Annotated in this window: 20 protein-coding genes; 8 read left to right on the forward strand and 12 right to left on the reverse strand. The window is 72.4% G+C overall.

What is annotated here, in order from left to right:
- Positions 1 to 177 precede the first annotated feature (177 nt).
- Both H4696_RS26405 and H4696_RS26410 read right to left on the reverse strand, forming a co-directional pair.
- The gene (locus H4696_RS26405; protein ID WP_086855790.1) at positions 178 to 753 is read right to left on the reverse strand and encodes an RNA polymerase sigma factor; all 576 of its coding nucleotides are present in this window, start codon (positions 751 to 753) and stop codon (positions 178 to 180) included.
- Between the two features lie 54 nt (positions 754 to 807).
- The gene (locus H4696_RS26410) at positions 808 to 1,512 is read right to left on the reverse strand and encodes a flavodoxin family protein (protein ID WP_086855789.1); all 705 of its coding nucleotides are present in this window, start codon (positions 1,510 to 1,512) and stop codon (positions 808 to 810) included.
- A gap of 78 nt (positions 1,513 to 1,590) precedes the next feature.
- Between H4696_RS26410 and H4696_RS26415 the strand changes: the two genes are divergently transcribed.
- A complete protein-coding gene (locus H4696_RS26415) occupies positions 1,591 to 2,214 on the forward strand; it encodes a hypothetical protein (RefSeq protein WP_086855788.1) in 624 nt (207 codons plus the stop codon).
- Here the strand turns inward: H4696_RS26415 and H4696_RS26420 are convergent.
- The 4 genes from H4696_RS26420 to H4696_RS26435 all read right to left on the reverse strand — a co-directional run bounded on the left by H4696_RS26420 (position 2,198) and on the right by H4696_RS26435 (position 7,529).
- Positions 2,198 to 3,091: a TIGR03619 family F420-dependent LLM class oxidoreductase gene (locus tag H4696_RS26420; protein WP_086855787.1), complete on the reverse strand. Its 894-nt coding sequence runs from the start codon at positions 3,089 to 3,091 to the stop codon at positions 2,198 to 2,200. The two genes, H4696_RS26415 and H4696_RS26420, sit on opposite strands and share 17 nt — an antisense overlap.
- 95 nt (positions 3,092 to 3,186) lie before the next feature.
- Positions 3,187 to 4,347, reverse strand: coding sequence for an MFS transporter (locus H4696_RS26425; RefSeq protein ID WP_225955812.1), 1,161 nt, complete (start codon positions 4,345 to 4,347; stop codon positions 3,187 to 3,189).
- On the reverse strand, positions 4,340 to 5,614 hold the full coding sequence (locus tag H4696_RS26430) for a glycosyltransferase family 2 protein (protein WP_086855786.1): 1,275 nt from the start codon (positions 5,612 to 5,614) through the stop codon (positions 4,340 to 4,342). Before H4696_RS26430 ends, H4696_RS26425 begins: the two co-directional genes overlap by 8 nt.
- Positions 5,615 to 5,624: 10 nt before the next feature.
- Positions 5,625 to 7,529, reverse strand: coding sequence for an alpha/beta fold hydrolase (locus tag H4696_RS26435; protein WP_086855785.1), 1,905 nt, complete (start codon positions 7,527 to 7,529; stop codon positions 5,625 to 5,627).
- A 236-nt stretch (positions 7,530 to 7,765) separates the two neighbouring features.
- On the opposite strand from H4696_RS26435, the gene H4696_RS26440 reads away from it, so the two are divergent.
- Genes H4696_RS26440 through H4696_RS26450 form a run of 3 tightly spaced genes read left to right on the forward strand, consistent with a single transcriptional unit; the run spans position 7,766 to position 12,092 of the window.
- A complete protein-coding gene (locus H4696_RS26440; protein ID WP_086855784.1) occupies positions 7,766 to 9,136 on the forward strand; it encodes an FAD-binding oxidoreductase in 1,371 nt (456 codons plus the stop codon).
- Positions 9,133 to 10,518, forward strand: a complete 1,386-nt coding sequence (locus tag H4696_RS26445) for a carboxylesterase/lipase family protein (protein WP_086855783.1) — start codon at positions 9,133 to 9,135, stop codon at positions 10,516 to 10,518. The genes H4696_RS26440 and H4696_RS26445 overlap by 4 nt, the downstream gene beginning before the upstream one ends.
- A complete protein-coding gene (locus H4696_RS26450) occupies positions 10,518 to 12,092 on the forward strand; it encodes a helix-turn-helix domain-containing protein (protein ID WP_086855782.1) in 1,575 nt (524 codons plus the stop codon). The genes H4696_RS26445 and H4696_RS26450 overlap by 1 nt, the downstream gene beginning before the upstream one ends.
- 143 nt (positions 12,093 to 12,235) lie before the next feature.
- Here H4696_RS26450 and H4696_RS26455 read toward each other — a convergent pair whose 3' ends face one another.
- The 3 genes from H4696_RS26455 to H4696_RS26465 all read right to left on the reverse strand — a co-directional run bounded on the left by H4696_RS26455 (position 12,236) and on the right by H4696_RS26465 (position 17,544).
- Positions 12,236 to 14,977: an alkaline phosphatase family protein gene (locus H4696_RS26455; RefSeq protein WP_086855820.1), complete on the reverse strand. Its 2,742-nt coding sequence runs from the start codon at positions 14,975 to 14,977 to the stop codon at positions 12,236 to 12,238.
- Between the two features lie 5 nt (positions 14,978 to 14,982).
- Positions 14,983 to 16,332, reverse strand: a complete 1,350-nt coding sequence (locus H4696_RS26460; protein WP_086855781.1) for an ABC transporter permease — start codon at positions 16,330 to 16,332, stop codon at positions 14,983 to 14,985.
- A 294-nt stretch (positions 16,333 to 16,626) separates the two neighbouring features.
- Positions 16,627 to 17,544 carry an ABC transporter ATP-binding protein gene (locus tag H4696_RS26465; RefSeq protein ID WP_169734780.1) on the reverse strand — a complete coding sequence of 306 codons (918 nt, stop codon included), beginning with the start codon at positions 17,542 to 17,544 and terminating at the stop codon, positions 16,627 to 16,629.
- 344 nt (positions 17,545 to 17,888) lie between these two features.
- Between H4696_RS26465 and H4696_RS26470 the strand changes: the two genes are divergently transcribed.
- Complete coding sequence (locus H4696_RS26470; protein ID WP_086855779.1) at positions 17,889 to 18,101, forward strand: DUF5988 family protein; 213 nt, start codon at positions 17,889 to 17,891, stop codon at positions 18,099 to 18,101.
- A 124-nt stretch (positions 18,102 to 18,225) separates the two neighbouring features.
- Positions 18,226 to 18,405, forward strand: a complete 180-nt coding sequence (locus tag H4696_RS26475) for a hypothetical protein (RefSeq protein WP_086855778.1) — start codon at positions 18,226 to 18,228, stop codon at positions 18,403 to 18,405.
- Positions 18,406 to 18,409: 4 nt separating this feature from the next.
- Here H4696_RS26475 and H4696_RS26480 read toward each other — a convergent pair whose 3' ends face one another.
- A complete protein-coding gene (locus tag H4696_RS26480; protein ID WP_086855777.1) occupies positions 18,410 to 19,081 on the reverse strand; it encodes a response regulator in 672 nt (223 codons plus the stop codon).
- 76 nt (positions 19,082 to 19,157) lie between these two features.
- On the opposite strand from H4696_RS26480, the gene H4696_RS26485 reads away from it, so the two are divergent.
- The gene (locus tag H4696_RS26485; RefSeq protein ID WP_086855776.1) at positions 19,158 to 19,829 is read left to right on the forward strand and encodes a hypothetical protein; all 672 of its coding nucleotides are present in this window, start codon (positions 19,158 to 19,160) and stop codon (positions 19,827 to 19,829) included.
- A gap of 6 nt (positions 19,830 to 19,835) precedes the next feature.
- On the opposite strand, the gene H4696_RS26490 is transcribed toward H4696_RS26485, so the two are convergent.
- Both H4696_RS26490 and H4696_RS26495 read right to left on the reverse strand, forming a co-directional pair.
- Positions 19,836 to 20,498, reverse strand: coding sequence for a polysaccharide deacetylase family protein (locus H4696_RS26490; RefSeq protein ID WP_143264896.1), 663 nt, complete (start codon positions 20,496 to 20,498; stop codon positions 19,836 to 19,838).
- Positions 20,499 to 20,500: 2 nt separating this feature from the next.
- Positions 20,501 to 21,166 (reverse strand): glycoside hydrolase family 11 protein, encoded by a 666-nt coding sequence (locus tag H4696_RS26495; protein ID WP_086855774.1) that lies wholly within the window; start codon positions 21,164 to 21,166, stop codon positions 20,501 to 20,503.
- Between the two features lie 206 nt (positions 21,167 to 21,372).
- On the opposite strand from H4696_RS26495, the gene H4696_RS26500 reads away from it, so the two are divergent.
- Positions 21,373 to 21,699 carry a hypothetical protein gene (locus H4696_RS26500; RefSeq protein ID WP_086855773.1) on the forward strand — a complete coding sequence of 109 codons (327 nt, stop codon included), beginning with the start codon at positions 21,373 to 21,375 and terminating at the stop codon, positions 21,697 to 21,699.
- Positions 21,700 to 21,733: the final 34 nt, after the last annotated feature.

Below are 21,733 nucleotides of genomic sequence, written 5' to 3' on the forward strand. Positions count from 1 at the left end.
CTGCGGCGTGAGCCTGATGACGAGGCAGGGGGCACGGGAACTCCTCGATCTCGACGTGGGTGGACTCGCCGGGCGCCGGGTGTTCGCAGTGTGCAGGATGTTGTTCGAAGTTGCAAGATACTGTGGGAGTTCGTTCAGGATCACGCACTAGCTCGGGTTCGGCGAACTCTTCGCCCGTCAGGCCGGTTTCGCCTCGGCGCCCAGGTAATCCGCGAGCCGGGCACGCACCACCGCCCGGGCGCGGTGCAGGAGGACCCGCTGGTTCGCCGCGGTGATCTCGAGCAGTTCGCAGACCTCTTCGGCGGTGTGGTCGGCGACGTCGCGCAGGCCGATGACCGCTCGCTGGCGGGCGGGCAGCTCGTCCAGCGCCTGGGCGATCACCCGGCGGATTTCCCCGGCCAGCGCCGTGGTTTCGGGAGAAGCCGCGGTGGGACCGTGGTCTTCGCCGTCGGGCGCGAGGCTCGCCCACGGGACGCTGCGGCGCTCGGCGGCGCCGCGTTTCTTGGCCGTGTTGACCAGGATCCGGTACACCCACGTCTTGACCGCCGACCGTCCTTCGAACGCGTCGAGGCTTTTGACCACGGCCAGCCACGTTTCCTGCACGACCTCTTCGGCCGACGCGTGGGTGGAAACGAACGAACGGGCGACCCGCAGCATCGGCGCCGACCACGCGGCGAGGACGGCGGCGAAGGTGCCTTCGTCCCCGCCGCGCAGCGCGGCGACCAGTTCGATGTCCGGCGGAAGCGGGCTCACCAGCCGAATATAAGCGCCGGAACGGGCGAAAACGGTGACGGTCGTCTTACGGCATCAGCGGTACTCGGGGTTGACGAAGTCGAAGCGGCAGCCGGCGTCCCATTCGCTGCGCTGGTTCCCGTGCGCGGGGATGCCGCCGGCGTCCTTGAGCAGCCGCGCGAGGTGCAGCAGGTTCCAGGTCATGAACGTCGTGTTGCGGTTGGTGAAGTCGTTCTCCGGGCCGCCGGAGCCCGGGTCCAGATAGGACGGTCCGGGGCCGGCCTCGCCGATCCAGCCGGAGTCGGCCTGCGGCGGGATCGTGTAGCCGAGGTGCTGCAGGCTGTAGAGGACGTTCATCGCGCAGTGCTTGACGCCGTCTTCGTTGCCGGTGATGAGGCAGCCGCCGACGCGGCCGTAGTAGGCGTACTGCCCGGCGTCGTTGAGCAGGTGCGAGCAGGCGTAGAGCCGTTCGATGACCTGCTTGGTCACGGAACTGTTGTCCCCCAGCCAGATCGGCCCGGCCAGCACGAGGATGTCGGCGGCCAGCACCTTTTCGTAGAGCGACGGCCAGGCGTCGGTGGCCCAGCCGTGCTCGGTCATGTCCGGCCAGACGCCGGTGGCGATGTCGTGGTCGATCGCGCGGACGACCTCGACCCGGACGCCTTGCTTCTCCATGATCCCGCGGCTGACGCCGATCAGGCCGTCGGTGTTGCTCGGCTCCGGGGAGCGCTTGAGCGTGCCGTTGAGGAACAGGGCGCGCAGGTCGTCGTAGCTCGGCATGGTTTTCCTCCCAGGCTCGGGGACACTGGGGACTCAGTGCCGGGCGGAGCGCCGGGCGTTACACGAGGAGCGAAACCGATGACCGACGCGAGCACCCGCCGGTTCCTGCACGGCGCGGCGGAACTGCTGCTGGCGGGCCCGCAGTGGCGGGCGGGCGAGCGGATCGACTTGCGCGTCGTCGAGGGCGGCTTCGCCACCGTCGTCGCGCCGGACCTGCGGGTGGTGGGCGGCGAACTCGTCGCGCCGGGCACGCGGGTCGCCCTGCACGGGCGGTCGTTCACCGAGGTCGCGGCCGAGGCGGGGATCGAGGCGGGCGGGCCGGCCGGGGTGTACGGCGACGGCCCGGGCGTCGGCGCCGACGAGGTCATCACGCTGGACCCGGCCGCCGTGACGGTGTTGATACGCGCCTTCGCCGACGGCGACCGCGCCTTGCGGGACTTCGCGCCGGACGTGATGCCGATCCTGTGGCCGGAGCACTTCGACGTCGCCATCACACTCGACGAGGTGAACTACGGCGTCTCACCGGGAGACGGCCACCTCGCGGAGCCGTACGCGTACGTCGGCCCGTTCGAACCGCGGGAGGGCGCGTTCTGGAACACGCCGTTCGGTGCCGCGCGGCCGCTCGCCGGACTCGGCGGAGCCCCCGCGATCAAGGCCTTCTTCGACGAGGGCCGCGCGGCGTCGCTCAGCCCCGGGCGGTGAGCTCCAGCAGGCGGCCGGTGAGGTCGAGGTGCTCCTCGACGCTGGTGCTCAGGTAGGTGAGGTCGACGAAGACCTCGTCCGGCTCGAGCACCGGCACGACCTTGAGGACGGACTCGGCGATGAGCTCCGGCTTGGTCTCCGGATCGGCGTTCACGCGCAGCGCGACACCCAGCGCCTGCGGGTCGCGGCCCGCCTGCTCGGCGCCGGCGCGCAGCTTGGCGAGGGTGTCGGTCAGGACGTTCGCCGGGAACTGCTCGGGCACCGACCAGACCGGCAGCCAGCCGTCGGCCCGCTCGGCGACGCGGCGCAGCGCCTTCTCCCCGAACCCGGCCAGGTGCACCGGCGGCTTCCGGACCGGCTTGAGGTCGACGTGGCTCTCGGCGATCGTGTAGCCGACCCCGGTGTGGGACACCACGTCCTGGGTCCACCACTTGCCGAGCAGGTCGAGCAGGTCGTCCAGCCGCTTGCCGCGTTCGGACATCGGGATCCCGACGGCGTCGTACTCGTCCGGCGACCAGCCGATGCCCAGGCCGGGCAGCAGCCGCCCGTTGCTGGCGACGTCGAGGCTCGTCAGCAGCCGCGCGAAGTTCGCGGGCTGGTACTGCGTGGCGTTGATGGTGCTGGACCCGAGGATCGCGGTTTCGGTCACCGCCGCGGCGACCGCCAGCGCGGTGAACGGGTCCTGCGCGGTGTGGAATTGCTCGGGCATGGTGTCGTAACCCGGGTAGGCCACGACCGGGGCGACCGGCGACAGCAGCCGGTCACCGACCCAGAGGCTGGCCGCCCCCGCCTGCTCGGCCGCCTTCGCGTACCGCGCGATCCCACCCGGTGTGGCCGCCGCCTTGCCGAAAACCGGAAGGCTGAAACCAAGACGCATGATTCTCCCCTGGAGAGCGAACGGACCGTACTGGCCCTGTAGCCACTAGTACTCGCATCTGGTTGCGCGTTCAAGCAGCTCGGGAGAATCCGCTTTCACCGCCGTGCCGTGGCCGTGGCGAGCGCGGCGATCGCCCCCAGCGGGACCACCAGCGAGGCCAGTGCCGTCCCGATCCCCATTGTCTGCGCCAGCCACCCGAACACCGCCGGGCCCGCCAGCACCCCCGCCTGGTGCAAGGTCGAATACCGCGCGATGGCCAGGCTCGTGTTCCCGGCCGCCCCGTGCCCGACCGCACCCGCGATGACCGGGATGACCACAGCGAGACCGCAGCCCTGCACCGCGAAACCCGCCAAGGCCACCCACGGGTCCGGGGACAGCACCGCGAGCAGCACCCCCGCCACGGTCGCCGCCATGCTCCAGCGCAGCAGGGCCGCCGGGCCGAGCACGCGGTGGCCGCGGTCGCCGAACACCCGGGTGAGGGTCTGGGCCAGCACGAACACGAAGTACCCGAGCGAAGCCACTTCCACGGCCGCGCCGCGCTGCTCCCGCAGGAACACGCCGCACCAGCTCGAAACCGCGCCTTCGCACAACGCCGCCGCCGCGCCGAGGGCACCCAGGACCAGCACCGCCCGCGTCCAGCCCGACCGCAGGCCGACGCGTTCGCCCGGACCGCGGCCCGCTGTCTCCGGCAAGGCGTGCCGTCCCGCGGCCGACGCCAGCACGCACAACACGGCCGCGACCACGGCGAAGTGCACGCCCAGCGGAACCCCGGCGCGGACCGCGGCCAGCGAGCCGAGGGAACCGGTCAGGGCACCGGCGCCCCACACCGCGTGCAGCCCGCTCAGGAACGGGCGCCGTCCCGCCCGTTCCAGCGCCACACCCTGGGCGTTCATGGCCACGTCGAGCAGGCCCGCCAGCAGGCCCCACACCAGCATCGCGGCTGCCGCGGCGAACGCGCCCGGCGTCACCGTGACCAGCACCGGGCACCACGGGACGACGGCCGCCGTCCAGCGCAGGACCGTGCGGCTGTCCAGGTGCGCGGACAGCTGGCCCGCGACCTGCATCGCGATCAGCACCCCGACCGTCTGGCACACCAGCACCGCGCCCAGCTCGGCGAAGTCCAGGCCCAGTGCCGTGCGCAGCTCCGGGACGCGCGTGAACCACGTGCCCAGCAGGACGCCGACGACGAAGAACACCGTGGCGACGGCGATCCGGTGCCCGCGCAGGCGCGGCAGCGGGAGGACGGTGCTAGTCATCGGTTCCGGTGGCGCGCGCCAGTTCGCCGTAGCCCTGCTCGCCGGTCCACGTGCCGACCGGGACGTGCGCGTTGAACGGGGCCCCGTCCGCGCGCCGCATCGCCGGGCGCCGGTGGGCGAGGTGCACGAACACGTCGTCGAACTGCACGACCGAGCCCGCGTTCGCTACGCGGTAGAGCATGTCCTCGTCTTCGCCTCCCCAGCCGCGGTAGCGCTCGTCGAGCCCGCCGACCTCGGTGAACAGCTCCGGCGTGAGCCACAGGCAGGCGCCCGGCACGTCCCGCAGCAGCAGCCCGCGCGCCCCGGCCAGCGGGACGTCGGGCGTGCCGTGGCCGCACCGCTGTTCGATGAGGTGGTCGCTCGCCTGCGCGTCCAGCGACAGCATTTCGGTGTGCGGCAGGTGCGCGCCGTGCCCGTGCTCGGCGAAGCGCGCGTGGTTGCGCGCCAGGAAATCGCGGTCCACCAGGATGTCCGCGTCGAGCAGGCACAGCGTGCGGGCGGCGCCGAGGGTGTGCCGGACGCCGGCGTTGACCGTCCACGACTTGTTGAACAGGCCGCTCCCCTCGACGTGCAGGTAGCGGTCGGCGAGCGGTTCGATCCGATCGCGCCACCGGGGTTTCTCGTCGAACTCCACCACCGTCACGCGGTAGTCCGACGCTGGCATCGTCTGGTCGCGCAGGGCGAGCAGGCACGCCATCAGGTTCCGGATCCGGCCGGCGCCGTCGCGGTCGGAGATCGGGACGACGACGAGCACTTCCTCGCCTCGCCCGTCCGGGTGGCTCGGCGCCTTCGCGGCGAGCCCGGTCAGCCGCTCGAGGTCCGCGGTCCGCGCACCGGGCCCGTACCCCGGGCCGCGGAAGTAGTTGATGTAGACGTTGTCGTCGGCGACGTCGGCGCGGGCGGCCAGTTCTTCCGCCAGCGCCGGGTCTGCTTCGAGCAGCTCCGCCACCCGGGCCGCCAGCGCGCGCTCGGCGTCGGCGTCGGTGGGGTGCGCGACCAGCCGCCGGTGGGCCAGGTCGCCGCCCAACCGGGCGGCGACGGGATCGGCGACCGCGCGGTAGAAGCGTTCGCTGTGCATCCAGTAGTCGGCGGCGACGTCGGGCACCGCCGGGTCGAGCGTCAGCACGACGTAGCTCGCGACGCGCGCGGCGAGGTCGCCGGTGGCCGGCACCGCCCGCCGGTAGGGCGAGACCGCCGCGAACGTGCCGCTGCCGCCCGGGCGCGTCGGCCGGATCCGCATCGGGTTGGCCGCCCGCAGCTCGCACATCGGGCTGCAGTCACAGGGGTGTGGTTGCACGGCTGAGCCGCCCTTCGGTGCCGGAGGTGTGCCGGACGAGGGCCGGAACGACCTCCGGCCAGTCCTCTTCGGACAGTTCGTGGCCCGCGTGCTCGAGGATCCGCAGCACCGCGCCGGGGATGGCCGCCGCCAGCGCGTGCGCGTGGGCGACGGGGTGGATCGGGTCGGCGGCGCCGTGGAGCACCAGCGTCGGCGCGGTGATCCGGCCGAGCCGGGGCCGCCACGGCCCGCCGTGGTCGAGGTAGGCGTGGTTGCCCGCGGACTCCAGCGTGCCGCCGGCGCGGTCGAACACCCGGCCCGCGACCCGCCGCCGCGCGTGCTCGTCCGCCGCACGCGACGGCCCGGACAGCGGCCGCGCCGCCGCCACCAGGTGGTCGACGACCGAGCCGCGGTCCGTCCAGTCCGGCGGTTCGACGTCGGCCAGCGCGGTCAGCACCCGCAACGCCGGCGGCGGCAGGTCGGGACCGTCCGCGCCTTCGCCGGGACTGGTGGCGACGAGGGTCAGCGACGCCACGCGCGCCGGCTCGGCCAGCGCGGCGACCTGCGCGATCATGCCGCCGAGTGAGATCCCGACGACGTGCGCCCGCGCGACGCCGAGCGCGTCGAGCACCCCGATCGCGTCCGCGGCCAGGTCCCGCAGGCCGTAGGGCGGCTCCCCCGGCGGGTAGCTCACCGAGCGGCCGGTGTCGCGGTGGTCGTAGCGGATCACGTACCGGGACTCGCCGGCGAGCAGCTCGCAGAACACCGCGTCCCAGGCGAGCATCGACGCCGACGCCCCGGCCACCAGCAGCACCGCCGGGTCCGCCGGATCGCCGAACGTCTGCACGCACAGGTCCACGCCGTTGGCGGTCACCACCCGGTCGCGCGAAGGCACCTCGGCCTCCGGCGGCAGGTCGTCGAGCAGGTCGCGGAACACCGCGGCGTAGTGCGCCCGCTCGGTCCGCATGCCGTGGCCGCGCCGCACGTGCTCCTGTCCGTTCCGCCGCAGCCGCCGGGCGAGCAAGTCGTCGTCGAGCAGCCGCCGCACCTGGGCCCGCAGGCCGTCGCGGTCGGCGAACACGAGTCCGGTGACCCCGTCCTCGACCAGGCACGTGTTGCCGGGGATGTCCCGCACGACGACCGGGCAGCCGACGTCCATCGCTTCGAGCAGCGAGTTCGGGCTGCACTCCGACGTCGAGGTGTTGAGCACCGCGGTCGCCTCGCGCATGGCGGCGTGCAGGTCGTCGCGGGGCAGCGCGCCGACGTACCGCACCGCGGGACTGCCGCCGCAACGCCGCCGCACCATGGCTTCGTAGTCCTCGTCGTAGGAAACGCCCGCGATGACGAGCCGGACGCGCTCGTCTTCTTCGTGCAGCCGCTTGACGCAGTCGATCGCGAACAGCGGGTCCTTGACCGGCCGCAGCCCGGCGGGCAGGAGCAGCAGCTTCGCGTCGGCACCGACGCCGAGTTCGCGGCGCAGCGAATACGCCGACGGGGTCGTGCGCACGCCCTGGGGGATGTACCGCACCTTTTCCGCGACCTGCGGCCACAGTTCCCGGGAGCGCCGCACGAAGTCGTCGTTGAACGCGACCAGCCCCGCGGCCCGCTCGACCGCGCGGGTCATCACCTGGTGGAACACCGGTTCCAGGGCGTACTCGTTGAGGTCGGTGCCGCCCAGGACGAGCACGTACGGCAGGTCGATCTCGAGGAAGGTGCTGCCGGACAGGAGCGCGTGCGTGCCGACCAGCGCGAGGACGTCGTGGTCCCCCGCGGTCGCGGTCACCGCGGCGGCGTGGGGTTCGAGCAGGACGGGATAGCCGCTCGCGGTCAGGTGCCCGGCGATCCGCCGGGTCGTCGTGTCGCCGCCGCTGGCCGCCGGGCTGTGCAGGAGGGCTAGCAGTTTCATGTCACCGACCTCGCCGGGATACGACGCCCGGAACGGCGTCTCGAAGGCTGTGAGATCAGCGTGGCAGCAGCTTGTCAAGATCAACGTCTCCTGCATTGCCGTGGATTTCGCAGGTCCTGCGCCGTGCACTGTGCGGTCCGCACACCACCCGGGGCGTCCGGTGGGGACTTTCCCCATGGCCAGACCTCGCCCGCCGTCCTAGCGTGGGGGCACGGTGACGAGGAGGTTCCCCGCGGATGCTGATCGACGACCTGCCCGCCGGCCGGGTGGTGCGCGACCCCGACGTACTCCGCGGGTTCGCGCACGACGAAGCCGAGTGGGCTCCTTTCGGTCTGCCCGCGCTCGTCGTCCGGCCGCACAGTGCCGAAGAGGTCCAAGCCGTGGTCCAGGCCTGCCTGGCGCACCGCACGCCGCTCGTCACGCGCGGGGCCGGGACCGGGCTTTCCGGTGGGGCCAACGCCGTCGACGGCTGCGTCGTCCTCGTGACCGACCGGCTCACCGCCGTCAAGGAGATCAACGAGCAGGAGCGGTACGCCGTCGTCGAGCCCGGGGTCGTCAACGACGACCTGCGCGCCGCCTGCGCCGAGCGCGGCCTCTGGTACCCGCCCGACCCGGCCAGCTCGCCGTGGTCGACCATCGGCGGGAACGTCGCGACCAACGCCGGCGGGATCTGCTGCGTCAAGTACGGCGTCACCCGCGATTACGTGCTGGGCCTGCAGGTCGTCACCGGCACCGGGGCGCTCGTCCGGCTCGGCCGCCGGACCGCCAAGGGCGTCGCGGGGTACGACCTGACCGGGCTGATGGTCGGCTCGGAGGGCACGCTCGGCGTGATCACCGAGGTCACCGTCCGGCTGCGGCCGGCCCGCGCCGCCGAGCGCACGGTCGCCGGCTACTTCGGCACCACCGTCGCCGCCGGGGAAGCCGCCGCGGCCGTCGCGGCCCGCGGGATCCTGCCTTCGGCGCTCGAACTGGTCGACCGGCACTGCCTCGCCGCCGTGGACCGGTGGAAGAACATGGGGCTGAGCGCCGACGCGGACGTCGTCCTGCTCGCCCGCACCGACGCGCCCGGTGCCCTCGGCGAGCACGAAGCCGCCGAGATCCTGGCGTGCTTCGAACAGGCCGGGGCGACCTGGGCCGCGCAGTCGACCGACCAGGCCGAGGCCGACGCGCTCTTCGCCGCCCGCCGCCTCGCCTACCCGGCGCTGGAACGGCTCGGCCCGCTGCTCACCGAGGACGTCTGCGTCCCGACGCAGGCCGTGCCGGAAATGCTCGCCCGGATCGACGCCGCCGGGCAGCGGCACGGCGTGCTCATCGCCAACGTCGCCCACATCGGCGACGGCAACCTGCACCCGCTGCTCGTCACGCCGGCCGGTGACGAAGCAGCGAAGAAGAACGCCCAGGCCGCGTTCGACGACATCATCGCCGGCGCCCTCGACCTCGGCGGCACGGTCACCGGCGAGCACGGCGTCGGCCTGCTCAAGCAGCCCGGCCTCGCCCGCGAGCTCGGCCCCGAGGTGCTCGGGCTGCACCACGCGGTCAAGGACGCGCTCGACCCGCACCACATCCTCAACCCCGGCAAGGTCTTCCCCGAAAGGAGCCGCGCATGATCGTCCGCACGCCCGACGGCCAGGTCCGTGGCGAACCGACCGCGACCGGCGTCCGGTTCCGCGGCATCCCGTACGCCGCCGCGCCCGAAGGCGCGCTGCGGTTCGCCGCGCCCGCCCCGGCGCCGTCCTGGGAGGGCGTGCGGGACGCGCGTGCCGCCGGGCCGACCGCCCCGCAACGGCGCCGCGAGATCCCGGGCCTCGACCTGTCGGCCCTGGTCGGCGACGGCTGGCGGCCGGGCCCGGAGTACCTCACCGTCGACGTGTGGACGCCGGACCCGGGCGCCGCGAACCTGCCGGTGCTGGTGTTCGTGCACGGCGGCGCGTTCCTCGGCGGCACCGGCTCGGCCCCGGTCTACGACGGGACCGCGTTCACCCGCGCCGGCGCGGTGCTGGTGACCGTGCAGTACCGGCTCGGCATCGACGGCTTCCTGCCGCTCGACGGCGGCGCGACCAACCTCGGCCTGCGCGACCAGCTCGCCGCCCTGCGGTGGGTGCGGGAGAGCATCGCCGCGTTCGGCGGCGACCCCGGCAACGTCACGCTCTTCGGCGAGTCCGCGGGCGCGATCAGCGTCGCCTGCCTGCTCGGATCGCCGCTCTCGCAAGGACTCTTCCACCGCGCGATCGTCCAAAGCGGACACGCGAACCTGGTGCGCGGGCGCGCGGAACTCGACCGCGTCGCCCAGGCGGCCGCGCACGGGCTCGGCGTCGAGCCGGCCGCCGAGGCGTTCCGGCGGCTGACCACCGAGCAGCTGCTCGACGCCCAGGACGCGCTCCTCAAGCCCGGCGGCGGGCCCGACCTGCGCGACACCGGCGGCCGGGACCGCGGTTTCGGCCTCAGCCCGTTCCTGCCCGTGGTCGGCGACGATGTCCTGCCGGAGCACCCGGGCGAGGCGATCCGGGGCGGCGCGGGCGCCGGCGTCGACCTGGTCGCGGGCACCTGCCGCGAGGAGATGCTGCTGTACTTCGGCCCCAGCGGCCTGCTCGACGTGCTCACCGACGAGCAGGCGGTGGCCATGCTGTCGGCGTCGCACCCGGACGCGGCGGGCGTCCTGGAAAGCTACGGCCTGGGCGGCGGCCGGAACACCGGCGAGGTGTTCGTCGAAGCCATGACCGACCTCGTCTTCCGCGACGGCGTCAAGGAACTGCTCGAGAACCACCGCGGCCGCTCGTTCGGGTACGAGTTCGCCTGGCGGGCACCGAAACTCGGCGCGTGCCACGGCATGGAGCTGCCGTTCGTGTTCGACTCCCTGGCCGCGTCGGCCGCGCTCGTCGGCGACGACGCCCCCGCGGAGCTGGCGCGCGAAGTCAACGGCGCGTGGGTGCGGTTCGCCGCCACCGGCGACCCCGGCTGGGCCCCGGGCACCACGACCACCCTGGGCTGATGGACACCCGCGGCCTGCGCGAGCTGTACGACCTCGTGCTGCGCCTGTCGGCGGTCCACGACCTCGACGCGCTGGCGCAGGAGGTCGTCGACCACGCGCGGCGCCTGCTCGGCGTCGACGTCGCCTACCTGGCACTGGCCGAACCGGACGGCTCCCTCGTCATCCGGGTCACCGACGGCTCGCTGGGGCCGCGGCTGCGCGGGGTGGTGCTGCCGCCGCACGGCGGGCTGGCCGGGCAGGTGGCGGACACCGGCGAACCCGTGCAGAGCGCGGACTACCTCGGCGACGCCGCGCTCACGCACCTCGGCGAGGTCGACCGCGTCGCCGAGGACGAGGGCCTGCGCACGATCCTCGGGGTGCCGCTGCGGTTGCGCGGCAAGGTGGCCGGGGTGCTGATGGTGGCGCAGCGCGCGGTCCGCCGGTTCACCGCCGCGGAGTCGTCACTGCTGACCTCGCTCGGCTCGTTCGCCGCGATCGCCATCGAAAACGCCAAGCTGGTCACCGCGCTGGCGGCGGCGAACGACGGGCTGCACCGCGCGGTCCGGCTGCACGACCGGCTCCTGGCGGTGGCGCTGGACGGCGGGGCGCCGGAAGACGTCGTGGTCTCGCTGTCGGAACTGGTGCCCGGCCTGGTGGTCGTCGCCGACGAGCACGACGAGGTCCGCGCGGCCGCCCGTGCCGGCTCGCCGGTGGCCGCCGGGCTCGGCGGCACCCCGTCGAAGCTGTTCGCCCACGCCCGGCGGACGCACGTGGCGGACCGGACGGTGACCGTCCCGATCGCGTCGGCCAACACGTACTTCGGGGCACTGCAGGTGGTTCCCGCCGAGCCGCTCACCGAGGCGGACGTGCGGCTGCTGGAGCGCTCGGCGATGACGGTCGCGCTGGTGGCGTCGGTCGAGCGGGCCGAACGCCGGACGGCGGAGGAGCTGGTCGAGCACGTCGTGACCCGCCGCGTCCGCGAAGCGCCGGCGTACGCCCGGTCACTGGGCCTGGACCTGCGGCGCCCGCACCTGGTCGTGGTGAGCGAAGACCCGCGGCTGCGCAAGCACACCGCGTTCAGCTCCACAGTGGACGGTCACGTGGTCGCCCTGGTCCGCGCCGACGAGGCCACGGTCCGCTCCTGGCCGCTGGGCACGACCGGCCTGGCGGGCCCGGCGACCGGGGTGACCGCGCTGGCCGACGCGTACGACGACGCTTCGGCGTGCCTGCGGGTACTGGCAGCGCTGGGCCGCGATGGCGCCACGGCCTCCCCGGCCGACCTGGGCCCGTACCGCTACCTGCTCAGCCGGGCCGGGCGCGAGGAAGCGAGCGCGTTCGTCACGCGCACCCTCGCGCCGCTGCTGGCCCACGACGAGGAACGCGGCACAGACCTGGTCCGCACCGCGGAGGTCTTCCTGCGCGACGGCCGCCGCAAGGCCGCGGCGGCCGAAGCGCTGACGATCCACCCGAACACGCTCTACCAGCGCCTCGACCGGATCACGGCGTTGCTGGGCGAGGACTGGCAGGAGGGCGACCGTGCCCTCGACGTCCACCTCGCCCTGCGCCTGCACCGCCTGGCCCGAGAACTGCCGTGAGCGGCGGTCCGGGCTCGGCGATGCGCCCCAATGTGGCGTTGGTTGCGTCGGACGCACCGAACGCCACATTGGGTGCGCTGGACGCACCGAACGCCACATTGGGGCGCTCGTCCCGAGCGTCGACCAACTTTCGACGCGTGACGCTAGCCGTCCGACTCGGCGGACGGGAGGTACGCGCCCGGAACCTGGTCGGGGGCGAACACCTGCGGCTCACCCGGGTAGGGCTGCGCCCAGCCGTGCGTCTGGTACCACGTGAAGTGGTTCATCTGCGCGGGATTGGCGTAGTCCGCGACGGCGTTCGGCCCGGTCAGCCGCTGGTGCGTCGTCCACTCCTGCCACTGCGCCGCCACCTGCCGCTTGTCCGCGGGCACCGCCGACGACGGCACCGGCGCCGCGGCCGGGTTCGCCGCGGCCGGGGTGTCCGGCCCGCACGACGGCTGGGTTGCCAGGCCGCCGGTCAGCGATGTCCGGTTCGGCAACGCGGTGAACGGCGTGAAGTCCGGCTTCCTGGTGAAGGCCGCGCTCATCGGCGTCGCCGCGCTGTCCTTCTGGTTCATCGGCTTGACCCCGAGGATCTGCTCGATCGTCCGGATCATCGTGATCTGCGAGTAGTAGTGGCTGTCGACGACACCGTGCTGGGCGTACGGGCTGATGATCTGCACCGGCGCCCGGTGCCCGTCGACGTGGTCGAGGCCGGCCTGGGAGTCGTCCTCGACGACGAAGATCGCCGAGTCCTTCCAGTACTGGCTGTGCGTGATCTCGTCGACGATCTTGCCGACGGCGAGGTCGTTGTCGGCGACCTGGGCGGCCGCGTTCGGCGGGCCGCCGGTGTGGTCGCTGGACAGCCAGAACATGTTCAGGTTCGCCGGCCCGTTCTTCTCGAAGTCGTCCTTCCAGATCTGGTACCGGTAGACGTCCGGCACGGCGGTGTCAAACTTCGGGAAGCCAGGCACGGAAACGTCGTTCAGCGACGGGATCGGCGACGACGACACCAGCGGGTACGCCGTCGGCTCACCCGTGGCCGCCATGTTCTTGGCGTCGCAGTACAGGTTCTGCCAGCTCGCCCCGGCGGGCTTGGTCAGGAACTGCTGGAACTCGCCGAAGTTCCGCACCGACTTGCCGGCCGCCAGCGCGCCGGTCCAGAGGAACCCGCTGCTCTGGTGGCCGAGGGCGTCGTCCTCGGTGTCGTAACTGCGCAGGTACTCCCCCGCCGAAGACTCGGTGTACTCGGGGTTGTCGGCCTGCATCAGCCAGTTGTGGCCCTCGGCGGAGTTCGTGCCGATGTCGTAGGTGTTGTCGTACAACCCGAACTGCTTCGCCAGCGCGTGCTGGTTCGGCGTCACGTTCTCGCCGAACTGCGTCACGGCCGGGTCGCCGTTGCCGCGCGCGTCGTCGCCCAGCACCTGGTCGTAGGTCCGGTTTTCCTTGACCAGCAGGAAGACGTGCTTGATCGTCGACGGGTCGCCGAGCCGCGCGGGCACCGGCACCGGGCTGCGGTGGCCGTTGTCGGTGGCCACCTGTACCGAGCCGTTCGTCCAGCCGTTCTGCTTGAACACCTGCGCGGTGTACCCGCGGATCGCGTGGTCGTCGGGCAGCCGGAACTTCTGCAGGCTCGACGTCGTGTCGTGGGTGCCGTGCCCGGCCGCGGTCGTCGGGCGGCGGGCGTCGATGCCGCGGGTGTTGGAGACGAGGACGTCCGGCCCCACCGTGGTGATCGCGGTCGGGAAGTAGTCCGTCGGCAGCAGCCCGACGTAGCTCACCGGTTCCTGCGCCCGGGTGTAGCGGTAGACGGCCACGGCGTTGGCGCGCCCGAGCGTCACCAGCAGGTGCCCGTCCGCGGTGAGGGTGACGCCGTCCGGCTCGTACCCGACCGACGCCTCCGGCCACGGCTGGGTCGCGATGGTCTGGACGACCTTGTCGCGGCCGGTGTCGATGACCGAAACGGTGTTGCTCGCGGTGTTGGTGACGAACAGGGCGCCGTCCTTGAAGTACACCGCCGTCGGGTGCAGGCCGACGTCGATGCTCTTCGGCGCCGCGGAGCTCGCCAGGTCGATGACGCTGACCGTGCCGCTGGTGGTGGCGCCGGTGAAGCCGCTGGCCGGCACCTGGGTGTTGTAGGAGTTCAGCGTCGGCTCGCCGGGCTGGGCCGGGTGGCCGCCTTCGTTGCCGACGTAAAGCTTGTTCCCGACGCGGACCAGGTCGCGCGGCGCGTTGCCGACGGCCCAGCTCTGCTTGATCGCGCCGGTCGCCGCGTCGAGGGCGACGACCCGGTTCTGGCCGTTGACCGCGGAGTACACAGTGGACCCGTCGGCCGAGAAGACCGCTTGCGCCACCAGGGCGTGCTTGGCGCCGTCGGCCGGGATCTTGACCGCCACCGGGGCCGCGACCGTGCCGTCGGGGTTCACCGTGAACTTCGTGTAGCCGTCGGTCTGGGCCAGCCACAGGCTCTTGCCGTCCGGCGAATACGACGGGCCTTCCTGCCCGACGTCGTTGCCGGCGATGCGCAGGTTCGCCGTCGCCGAGTTGCCGACGAGCTGCTGCACCTTCCAGCTCTTCAGGTCGGCGATCGTGAGCGCGATCCCGCCGTCGGCGGTCAGCGCGGCGAGGTGGGTGCCGTCCGGGCTGACCGCGGAGGCCATGATCTTGCCGTTGTTCACGACCAGCCGGTCGCCGATCGGCTTGATGTATTGATCGGCGGAGACGACCTGGCCGTTTTCCGTGACCTGGCCGACCTGGTCCTCACCGAACTGCTGCGTCGACGCGACACCGATTCCGGTGCCGGTGGCGACGAGCACGAGCGTGGCGGACCCGGCCGTCGCGAAGCGGAACCGGCGGCCGCCGGAGCGGCCCTTCCCGGCTCGCCGTCTGCGGCGGGTTACCTGCATCGGGATCATCCCTTCGTGGAGGAGAGCAATTCGACGTTGGCGTCGAACTGCCAGAGGGGGTTGGGTTGGTCCCCGTCGGGGGTCCGCACCTGGAAGTAGCCGTTGACTTCCTTCGGTCCGTCGCCGTCGGCGACGTACCGACCGTCCGAGGTGACGTCGAGCTGGTAGACGGCCGATCCGGTGGCGTCGACGCCGGGGAGGTGCCAGGAGACGACGCACCGCCAGTCGTTGCCGGGCCCTTCGGCCGCGACCAGGCCGTCGCCCTTGGTGCAGGCGGCGGTGGCCCCGAGCCGGTCTTCGGTGACGTCGGGGCGGTTGAGCTGCGCGGTCTGCAGGCGGTAGAGGTGGGCGAACGCCGTGGCGACCGACCGCTGCACGCCGTCCTGGCCGATCCCGGAACCGAGCGCGGGCGTCACCGCGGCGATGACGGCGGCGGTCACGGCGAAGAGCGCGACCGGCGGCAGGGCACCGACGGTGAACGCCCGGCGGCCGGCGCCGTCGTGGGCGGGGTTGGTGAAGTCCCGGCGGAGGAACAGCAGGTACGCGAGCACCGTCGTGAGCACGGCCCAGGCCAGGCCGACGCCGACGCCGATCAGCAGCGGGCCGAGCTGCCCGGGCTCGGTGAACAGGCCGTTCCACGCGACGAAGGCGTAGCTGGGCAGGGCCAGCCGGACGGCCACGGGCAGCGGCAGCAGCTGGGCGAGCGCCATCGCGAGCGCGACGAGGGCGGGCAGCAGCAACCCCAGCGGCGACCGGCCCCCGAGCACGGACCCGAGCAGCCCGACCCCGGCGAGCGCGAGCGTCGGGGCGAGCACGCACACCCAGGCGAGCAGCACCTGCCCGGCGGCTTCCCCCGAGGTCAGCAGGTGCCCGTCGAACCCGACGAGCGGCCGGCTCCCGACGGCGACGAGCCCGCCCACGGTGCTCGACACGGCCATCCCGGCGACGAGCACGAGGATGACGGTCAGGCTGGCGAGCGCCTTGGCCGCGAAGATCCGCCGCGCCGACCGCACGGCGACGAGCAGGTGCCGCCAAGTCCCGAGCCGATCCTCGGCGGCGAACACGTCCCCGGCGACGACGGAGGTGAGCAGCGGGAGCGCGTAGGTCCCCGCGAACCCGAGCATGACCAGCGGTCCGGCCCACCCGGTGGCGTTCATCCACCGCCCGAAGAGGGTGTCGACGGGCAGCGAGCTCTGTTCGCTCACGGCGGCGACGAAGACCGCGGGGGCGAGCCAGCAGGCGAGGACGAGGAGCCGGATGCGCCAGGCGGCGAAGAGCTTGACGAGTTCGAACCGGTAGCCGCGGGTGATGGGAACGGGCCGGGCAACGGGGAGGGAGGTGGTGGCAGCGGTCATCGGGTGCGCTCCTGCGGCAGAACGGGTTTAGGGCGACGGCGAGCGGCGGCGGTCAACGGGTGCGCTCCCAGGGCCTCGGCAAAGTCGCGCGGCCAGGCCACTCTGCCGCCGGTGAGCCACTCGCCCCACACGTCCTGAATGACTCATTCAGGTCTTCGGGCGTCCTGAATGAGTCATTCAAGACGCTCGAGCACCGCCGCGGACCGCACCGATGCGACTTTGCCGGGCCTCTGGGGCGCCCTCCCGTGAACAGGACCGGTCCGCAACGACGGCCGTCGAGCCGAGCGGCGGGGGTCATCGAGCGCCCTCCTGGTCCGTCAAGGCCAGGAACGCCGCCTCCAGCGGCGAAACCACCGGCGCCAGTTCCCGCACCGCGATCCCCTCCGTCACCAACCGGCGCACCAGTTCGTCCAGCGCCGGAACTCGTGCGCGGATCACCAGTACCTCGGCGTCGTGGCGCGGCCCGGCGTCCTCCGTGATCCCGCGGGTCTCGCCGAGCACCCGCCGGGCCGCTTCCCGGTCCGAGGTGCGCAGGCGGTAGGCCAGCTCCCGGTTCTCCGCGGCGAGCTTGGCCGGCGGGCCGGTGAACGCCACGCGGCCGGTGGCGAGGATCGTCACCTCGGAGCACAGCGCCTCGAGGTCGTCCATCCGGTGACTCGAGAGCACCACCGCGGTGCCCGCGTCCGCGAGCCGCTCGAGGACGCCGTGCACGTGCTTCTTGCCCGCCGGGTCGAGGCCGTTGGCCGGCTCGTCGAGGACCAGCAGCTTCGGCTCCGTGAGCAGCGCCGCGGCCAGGCCGAGGCGCTGGCGCATGCCCAGGGAAAAGCCCCGGACGCGGTCGTCGGCGACGTCGGCGAGCCCGACGCGGCCGAGTGTGTCATCGATGTCAGCGGACCGGCCGCCTCGCAGCGCGGCCAGTGCGGCGAGGTTCTGCCGCGCGGTCAGCGACGGGTACAGCCCGGGCCCGTCGACGAACCCCGAGACGCCCTCGGGCGCCCGCCCGGCCGGGGTGCCGAGGATCTCCAGGCTGCCTTCGTCGGCGACGGCCAGGCTCAGCAGCAGGCCGAGCAGCGTCGTCTTGCCCGCGCCGTTCGGGCCGACCAGCCCGTGGATCTCGCCCGGTGCCACGTCGAGGTCGATGCCGTCGAGCGCGACGACGTCACCGAAGCACTTGGTGATCCCGCGCGCCTGCACTGCCCAGGGTGCGTCCATGGGTTCCTTCCCTTTCGCGGCTGCGCCAGAAACTTAGGCACCGCAAATGAAGGGGGCAGGCGCGCCGGGTGAACCCTCGGCGAACGCGAGCCGACCGGCAGTCACCGGGCCGGTGAAATGTCCGAGTTAACCGTCCGCTTGCCCAGCACGGCGCGGCCGGCCGGGCAACCCCTGTCCCACGGGCCGGAAAACCCTTACAAAATAACCGTCAACCCCTGTTCTGGTGAATTCCGTGATAGGAGTCCGAAATCTTGACACAGCGATCGGCCGTCGGGCATCGTCGAGAGACGCAGGCCACATTTCCTGCTTTTCCTCCGCGCAGACGAACCCACGGAGAATGAATCATGACGCAGATCAAAGTGACGCTTTCCGGTGGTCCGGCCGAGCTGATCGAACGCCACCGCGAATGGACGGTCGGCAGCATCGGCGAAGTCGCGAAGGTCAGCTTCGGCGCCGGCTACGAGCACTTCTCCCACGCGGGCGAGTTCGCCACGACCAGCGGGGGCGACCAGGTACCGGTGTTCGCCTGGTGCGGGCGCACCAGAGTCGCCGAGTGACCGGCCGGTTCTCCACCCCGGTCTCCACCCCTCGACGGTCCTCCTCCACCCGGGCCCGGCGCTAGTTTCCTCGACGTCGGGCGCTGCGGGAAACGCGGCGCCGCCGTCCGGAGGGGAATCCGCCATGGGTGAAGTACTCGGTTTCATGCTGCTCCGTTTCGCCATCATCGGCGGCGGGATCGTGCTGCTGATCCTGCTGCTCGGCGTGGTCGTGTTCGCGCTCAAGAAAGCGGGCCGGTACGACCGCGCCAAGGAGGCCGGTACGAAAGCGCTCGATTACCTGAACGAGCGCGGCAAATCGTGACCGGTCAGCCGCGGTCGAGGCCGTGCCGCACGGCGTAGCGCATGGCCTCGATCCGGTTGCGGGCGCCGATCTTCGCGAACGCGTTGTTGATGTGCGTTTTCACCGTCGTCTCGGCGATGAACAGCGCGGCCGCGATCTCGCCGTTGCTCAGCCCGCCGGCGATCAGGCCGAGCACCTCGGCCTCCCGCGCGGTGAGCCCGTCCGGCACGCTTTCCCGGCGCGGGACGGCTTTCCGCGCGCCCGGGTCCAGCAGCGCGCCGGCCACCCGGTGCGAGACCTCGGCCCCGAACGTCAGCTGCCCGGAAGCCACGGCCCGCAGCGCGGCGCCGATCTCCGCCCGGCCCGCGTCCTTCGTGAGGTACCCGCGCGCCCCGGCGGCCAGCGCGCCGGTGATCGACGCGTCGTCGGCGTAGGTCGTCAGCACCACGACGGCGACGCCCGGGTGGTCCGCGGTGATCCGCCGGGTCGCGTCGACCCCGCTCAGCACCGGCATGTTCAGGTCCATCAGCACGACGTCGGGCGCCAGTCGCGCGACCAGCTCGAGCGCGCTCGCGCCGTCCGCCGCGGTCCCGGTCACGTCGACGTCGTCGAGCAGGTCCAGCAGCGCGGCCAGTCCTTCGCGCACGGCCTGCTGGTCATCGGCCACGATCACCCGGATCGGCCGCGGCTCGCCCATCGTCCCCTCCCGCGCGGTCACGACCGAGCACGCTACCACTCACCGAGGGTGGTCCACTGTGGATGACAATGACCGCGTGCTGACTCGTGAAGGCGTGCGGACCCGCTGGTGGCGTGCGGCGCTCGTGGTGGCGGCGATCGCCGTGGTCCCGTTCGCGCGGAACGACCCCCTCGCGGCGGTTTTCGGGCTGCTCCCGGTCTTCCTCTGGGCCTTCTCGCCCCGCTCGCCCTGGACCGGCGTGGCGCTCGTGGCCCTGCTGGCGTGGTTCGTGGTCCCCCGCGAACTGGACGCCACCGGACCGTGGGTCCCCGCCGCGATCGAGACCTACTGGCTCTACCCGCTCCTGGCCGCGGTCGCGTGGGCCGCCCTCGAACGGCGGCACTTCGGGCGCCTCGCGGTCCTGGTGCTCACCGGGTTCGCCGTCACCGGCGGCGTCCTGTTCTCCGGCTGGGAAGGCCCACCCGGCGACGAAGGCGTGTCCCCCGGCCCGCCCGGGCTGCGGATCGCCGAGGACATCGGCTGCGGCTCCGGCGGCTGCTGGCGGGTCCTGACGGCCACCGGCGACCGGGCCGCCGAAGTCGTGACCGGCTACCTGACCGCCAAGAACTTCGCGCCCGCGCCGCAGAGCGAGATCACGCGGGTCCCCCGCTTCTGCCGGACTACCGGGCTGCTGGTGAACCACCGGACGTGCGCCGAGGTCCGCCCGCTGGGGCCGGCCTCGGCGCGCGTCGAGTGGTACGTCGAATGAACCGGTTCAGCCCGGGGCCACCGCCCGTCCCGTCGAGGGCGAGATCATCCCCGCGCACAGGCCCCGGCTCGCCAGGTTCTGCGCGATGCGCGGGATCGCCGCCCGGGTGTTGGCCGGCCATTCGTGCATCAGGATGATCTGGCCGTTCTGCAGCCGGGCGTTGGCCGCGACGATCGCGTCGACGCTCGCGCCGTTCCAGTCCTGGGAATCGACGTCCCAGATGATCTGGCGGAGGCCGTACTTCGCCGCCACCGACTGGACGGTCGCGTTGGTTTCCCCGTACGGCGGGCGGAACAGCCGGGGCGTGCCGCCGCCCCCGGCCGCGATCGCTTGCTGCGTGCGGGAAATCTCCGAATCGACCTGCGCCTGGCTCTGCTGGGTCAGGTGCGGGTGGGTGTAGCTGTGGTTGCCCACCCACATGCCCGCGCTGACCTGCGCGCGGACCTGGGCCGGGTACGCGGCCGCGTACTGGCCCTCGTTGAACATCGTGGCGCGCAACCCGTTCTGCTGCAACGCACTCAGCAGCGCCGGGGTGTTCCCGGACGAGGGCCCGTCGTCGAACGTCAGGCCGACGTAGCCGCCGCACGCGGCCGCCTGCGCGGGCGAGGCACCGGTCACGGCCGCCGCGGCCAGCACCGCGGCCGTCAGCAAAACTCTCGAAGTGCGCATGGTCAGCCCACCGTCAGGCTCGAGTTGCCGCTGCTCTGGTAGCCCTCGGTCGCGAGGATCATGTAGTACTTGAAGCTGCCCATCGGCATGCCGTAGCGGGACCACGCGTCGAAGTGGTTCCCGGTGGTGATGGTGCCGCCGGTCTTCTTCTGCTGCCGGACGCTCCAGTACTGGTTGAACGTCTTGGTCCCCTCGACCGACGGCGCGTTGTACCGGGTCGTCTGGTAGACGTCGTACGTGCCGCCGTCGCTGGTCACCGTGCCCTTGTACGTCCCGGTGGGCCGGTAGGTGCCCCAGTTGTCGACGATGTAGTACTCCACCAGCGGGTTGGACGTCCAGCCGTAGAGCGCCAGGTAGCCGTTGCCGGACGGGTTGAAGCTGCCGGAATAGTTCACCGTCCGCCGGCTGCCGTTGCTCCAGCCCTTGCCGCCGACGAAGTTCCCGACGTTGCTCCAGTTCATCCGGTAGCTGCCGCCCGAGGCGAGCGTCATGCTGACCGAGCCGCCGCCGTCGGTCCAGAACGAGTAGTAGTACCCGCCGTTGTTGCCGGTCTGGCTGGTGGTGATGACGGTGTCGGCGTGGGCGACGCCGGGCACGAGCGTGGCGGCCAGCGCCAGGGCCGCCCCGGTCACGAAGACCCTGAAACGGCCGCGGTTCTTGGTGTGCATGCTTCCTCCTCGTCGAGGCTGGCAGGCGAGCCAGGATGGCGAAAGCATGCGTTTGGCTCGGGCGGTGGGGCAATAACTTTCGAAAAGTTTCGATGTTCCCGCGGTGCTCCCATTCCGTCAACCCCTATGAATTCAGGGGCAATTGCCCCGCGGGAAAGCGCTAGCGTTGGTACCGCACTGTTTCCGACCCAGGGGGGTTCACCACCATGAAACGCATCGCGGCCACGGCCGTGCTCGGCCTCGCCGTCGCGGCCCTGCCGTTCGCGACGGGCACCGCTTCGGCTTCGGAGTCGGTCACCTGCGGCAACTACGCGACGCAGGGCGCGTCCGGCCCGAACGCGCGCGACTACTACTGGGGCAACTGCGGTTCCGCCGCCACGAAGATCAACGTCTACGCCCTGACCTACGGCGGTGCCTTCAAGACGTTCTACGGCGAAAAGTGCGTCGCCGCGGGCACGGCGGCGCTGCTCGGCCGGACGACGCAGTACCTGGTGTCGTCCTACACCGGCGAGGACACCGGCACGGCCTGCTGAACCGGTGCGGGGTGGACCGCACCGGCCCACCCCG

The organism is Amycolatopsis lexingtonensis (assembly GCF_014873755.1).
GTDB classification, from domain to species: domain Bacteria; phylum Actinomycetota; class Actinomycetes; order Mycobacteriales; family Pseudonocardiaceae; genus Amycolatopsis; species Amycolatopsis lexingtonensis.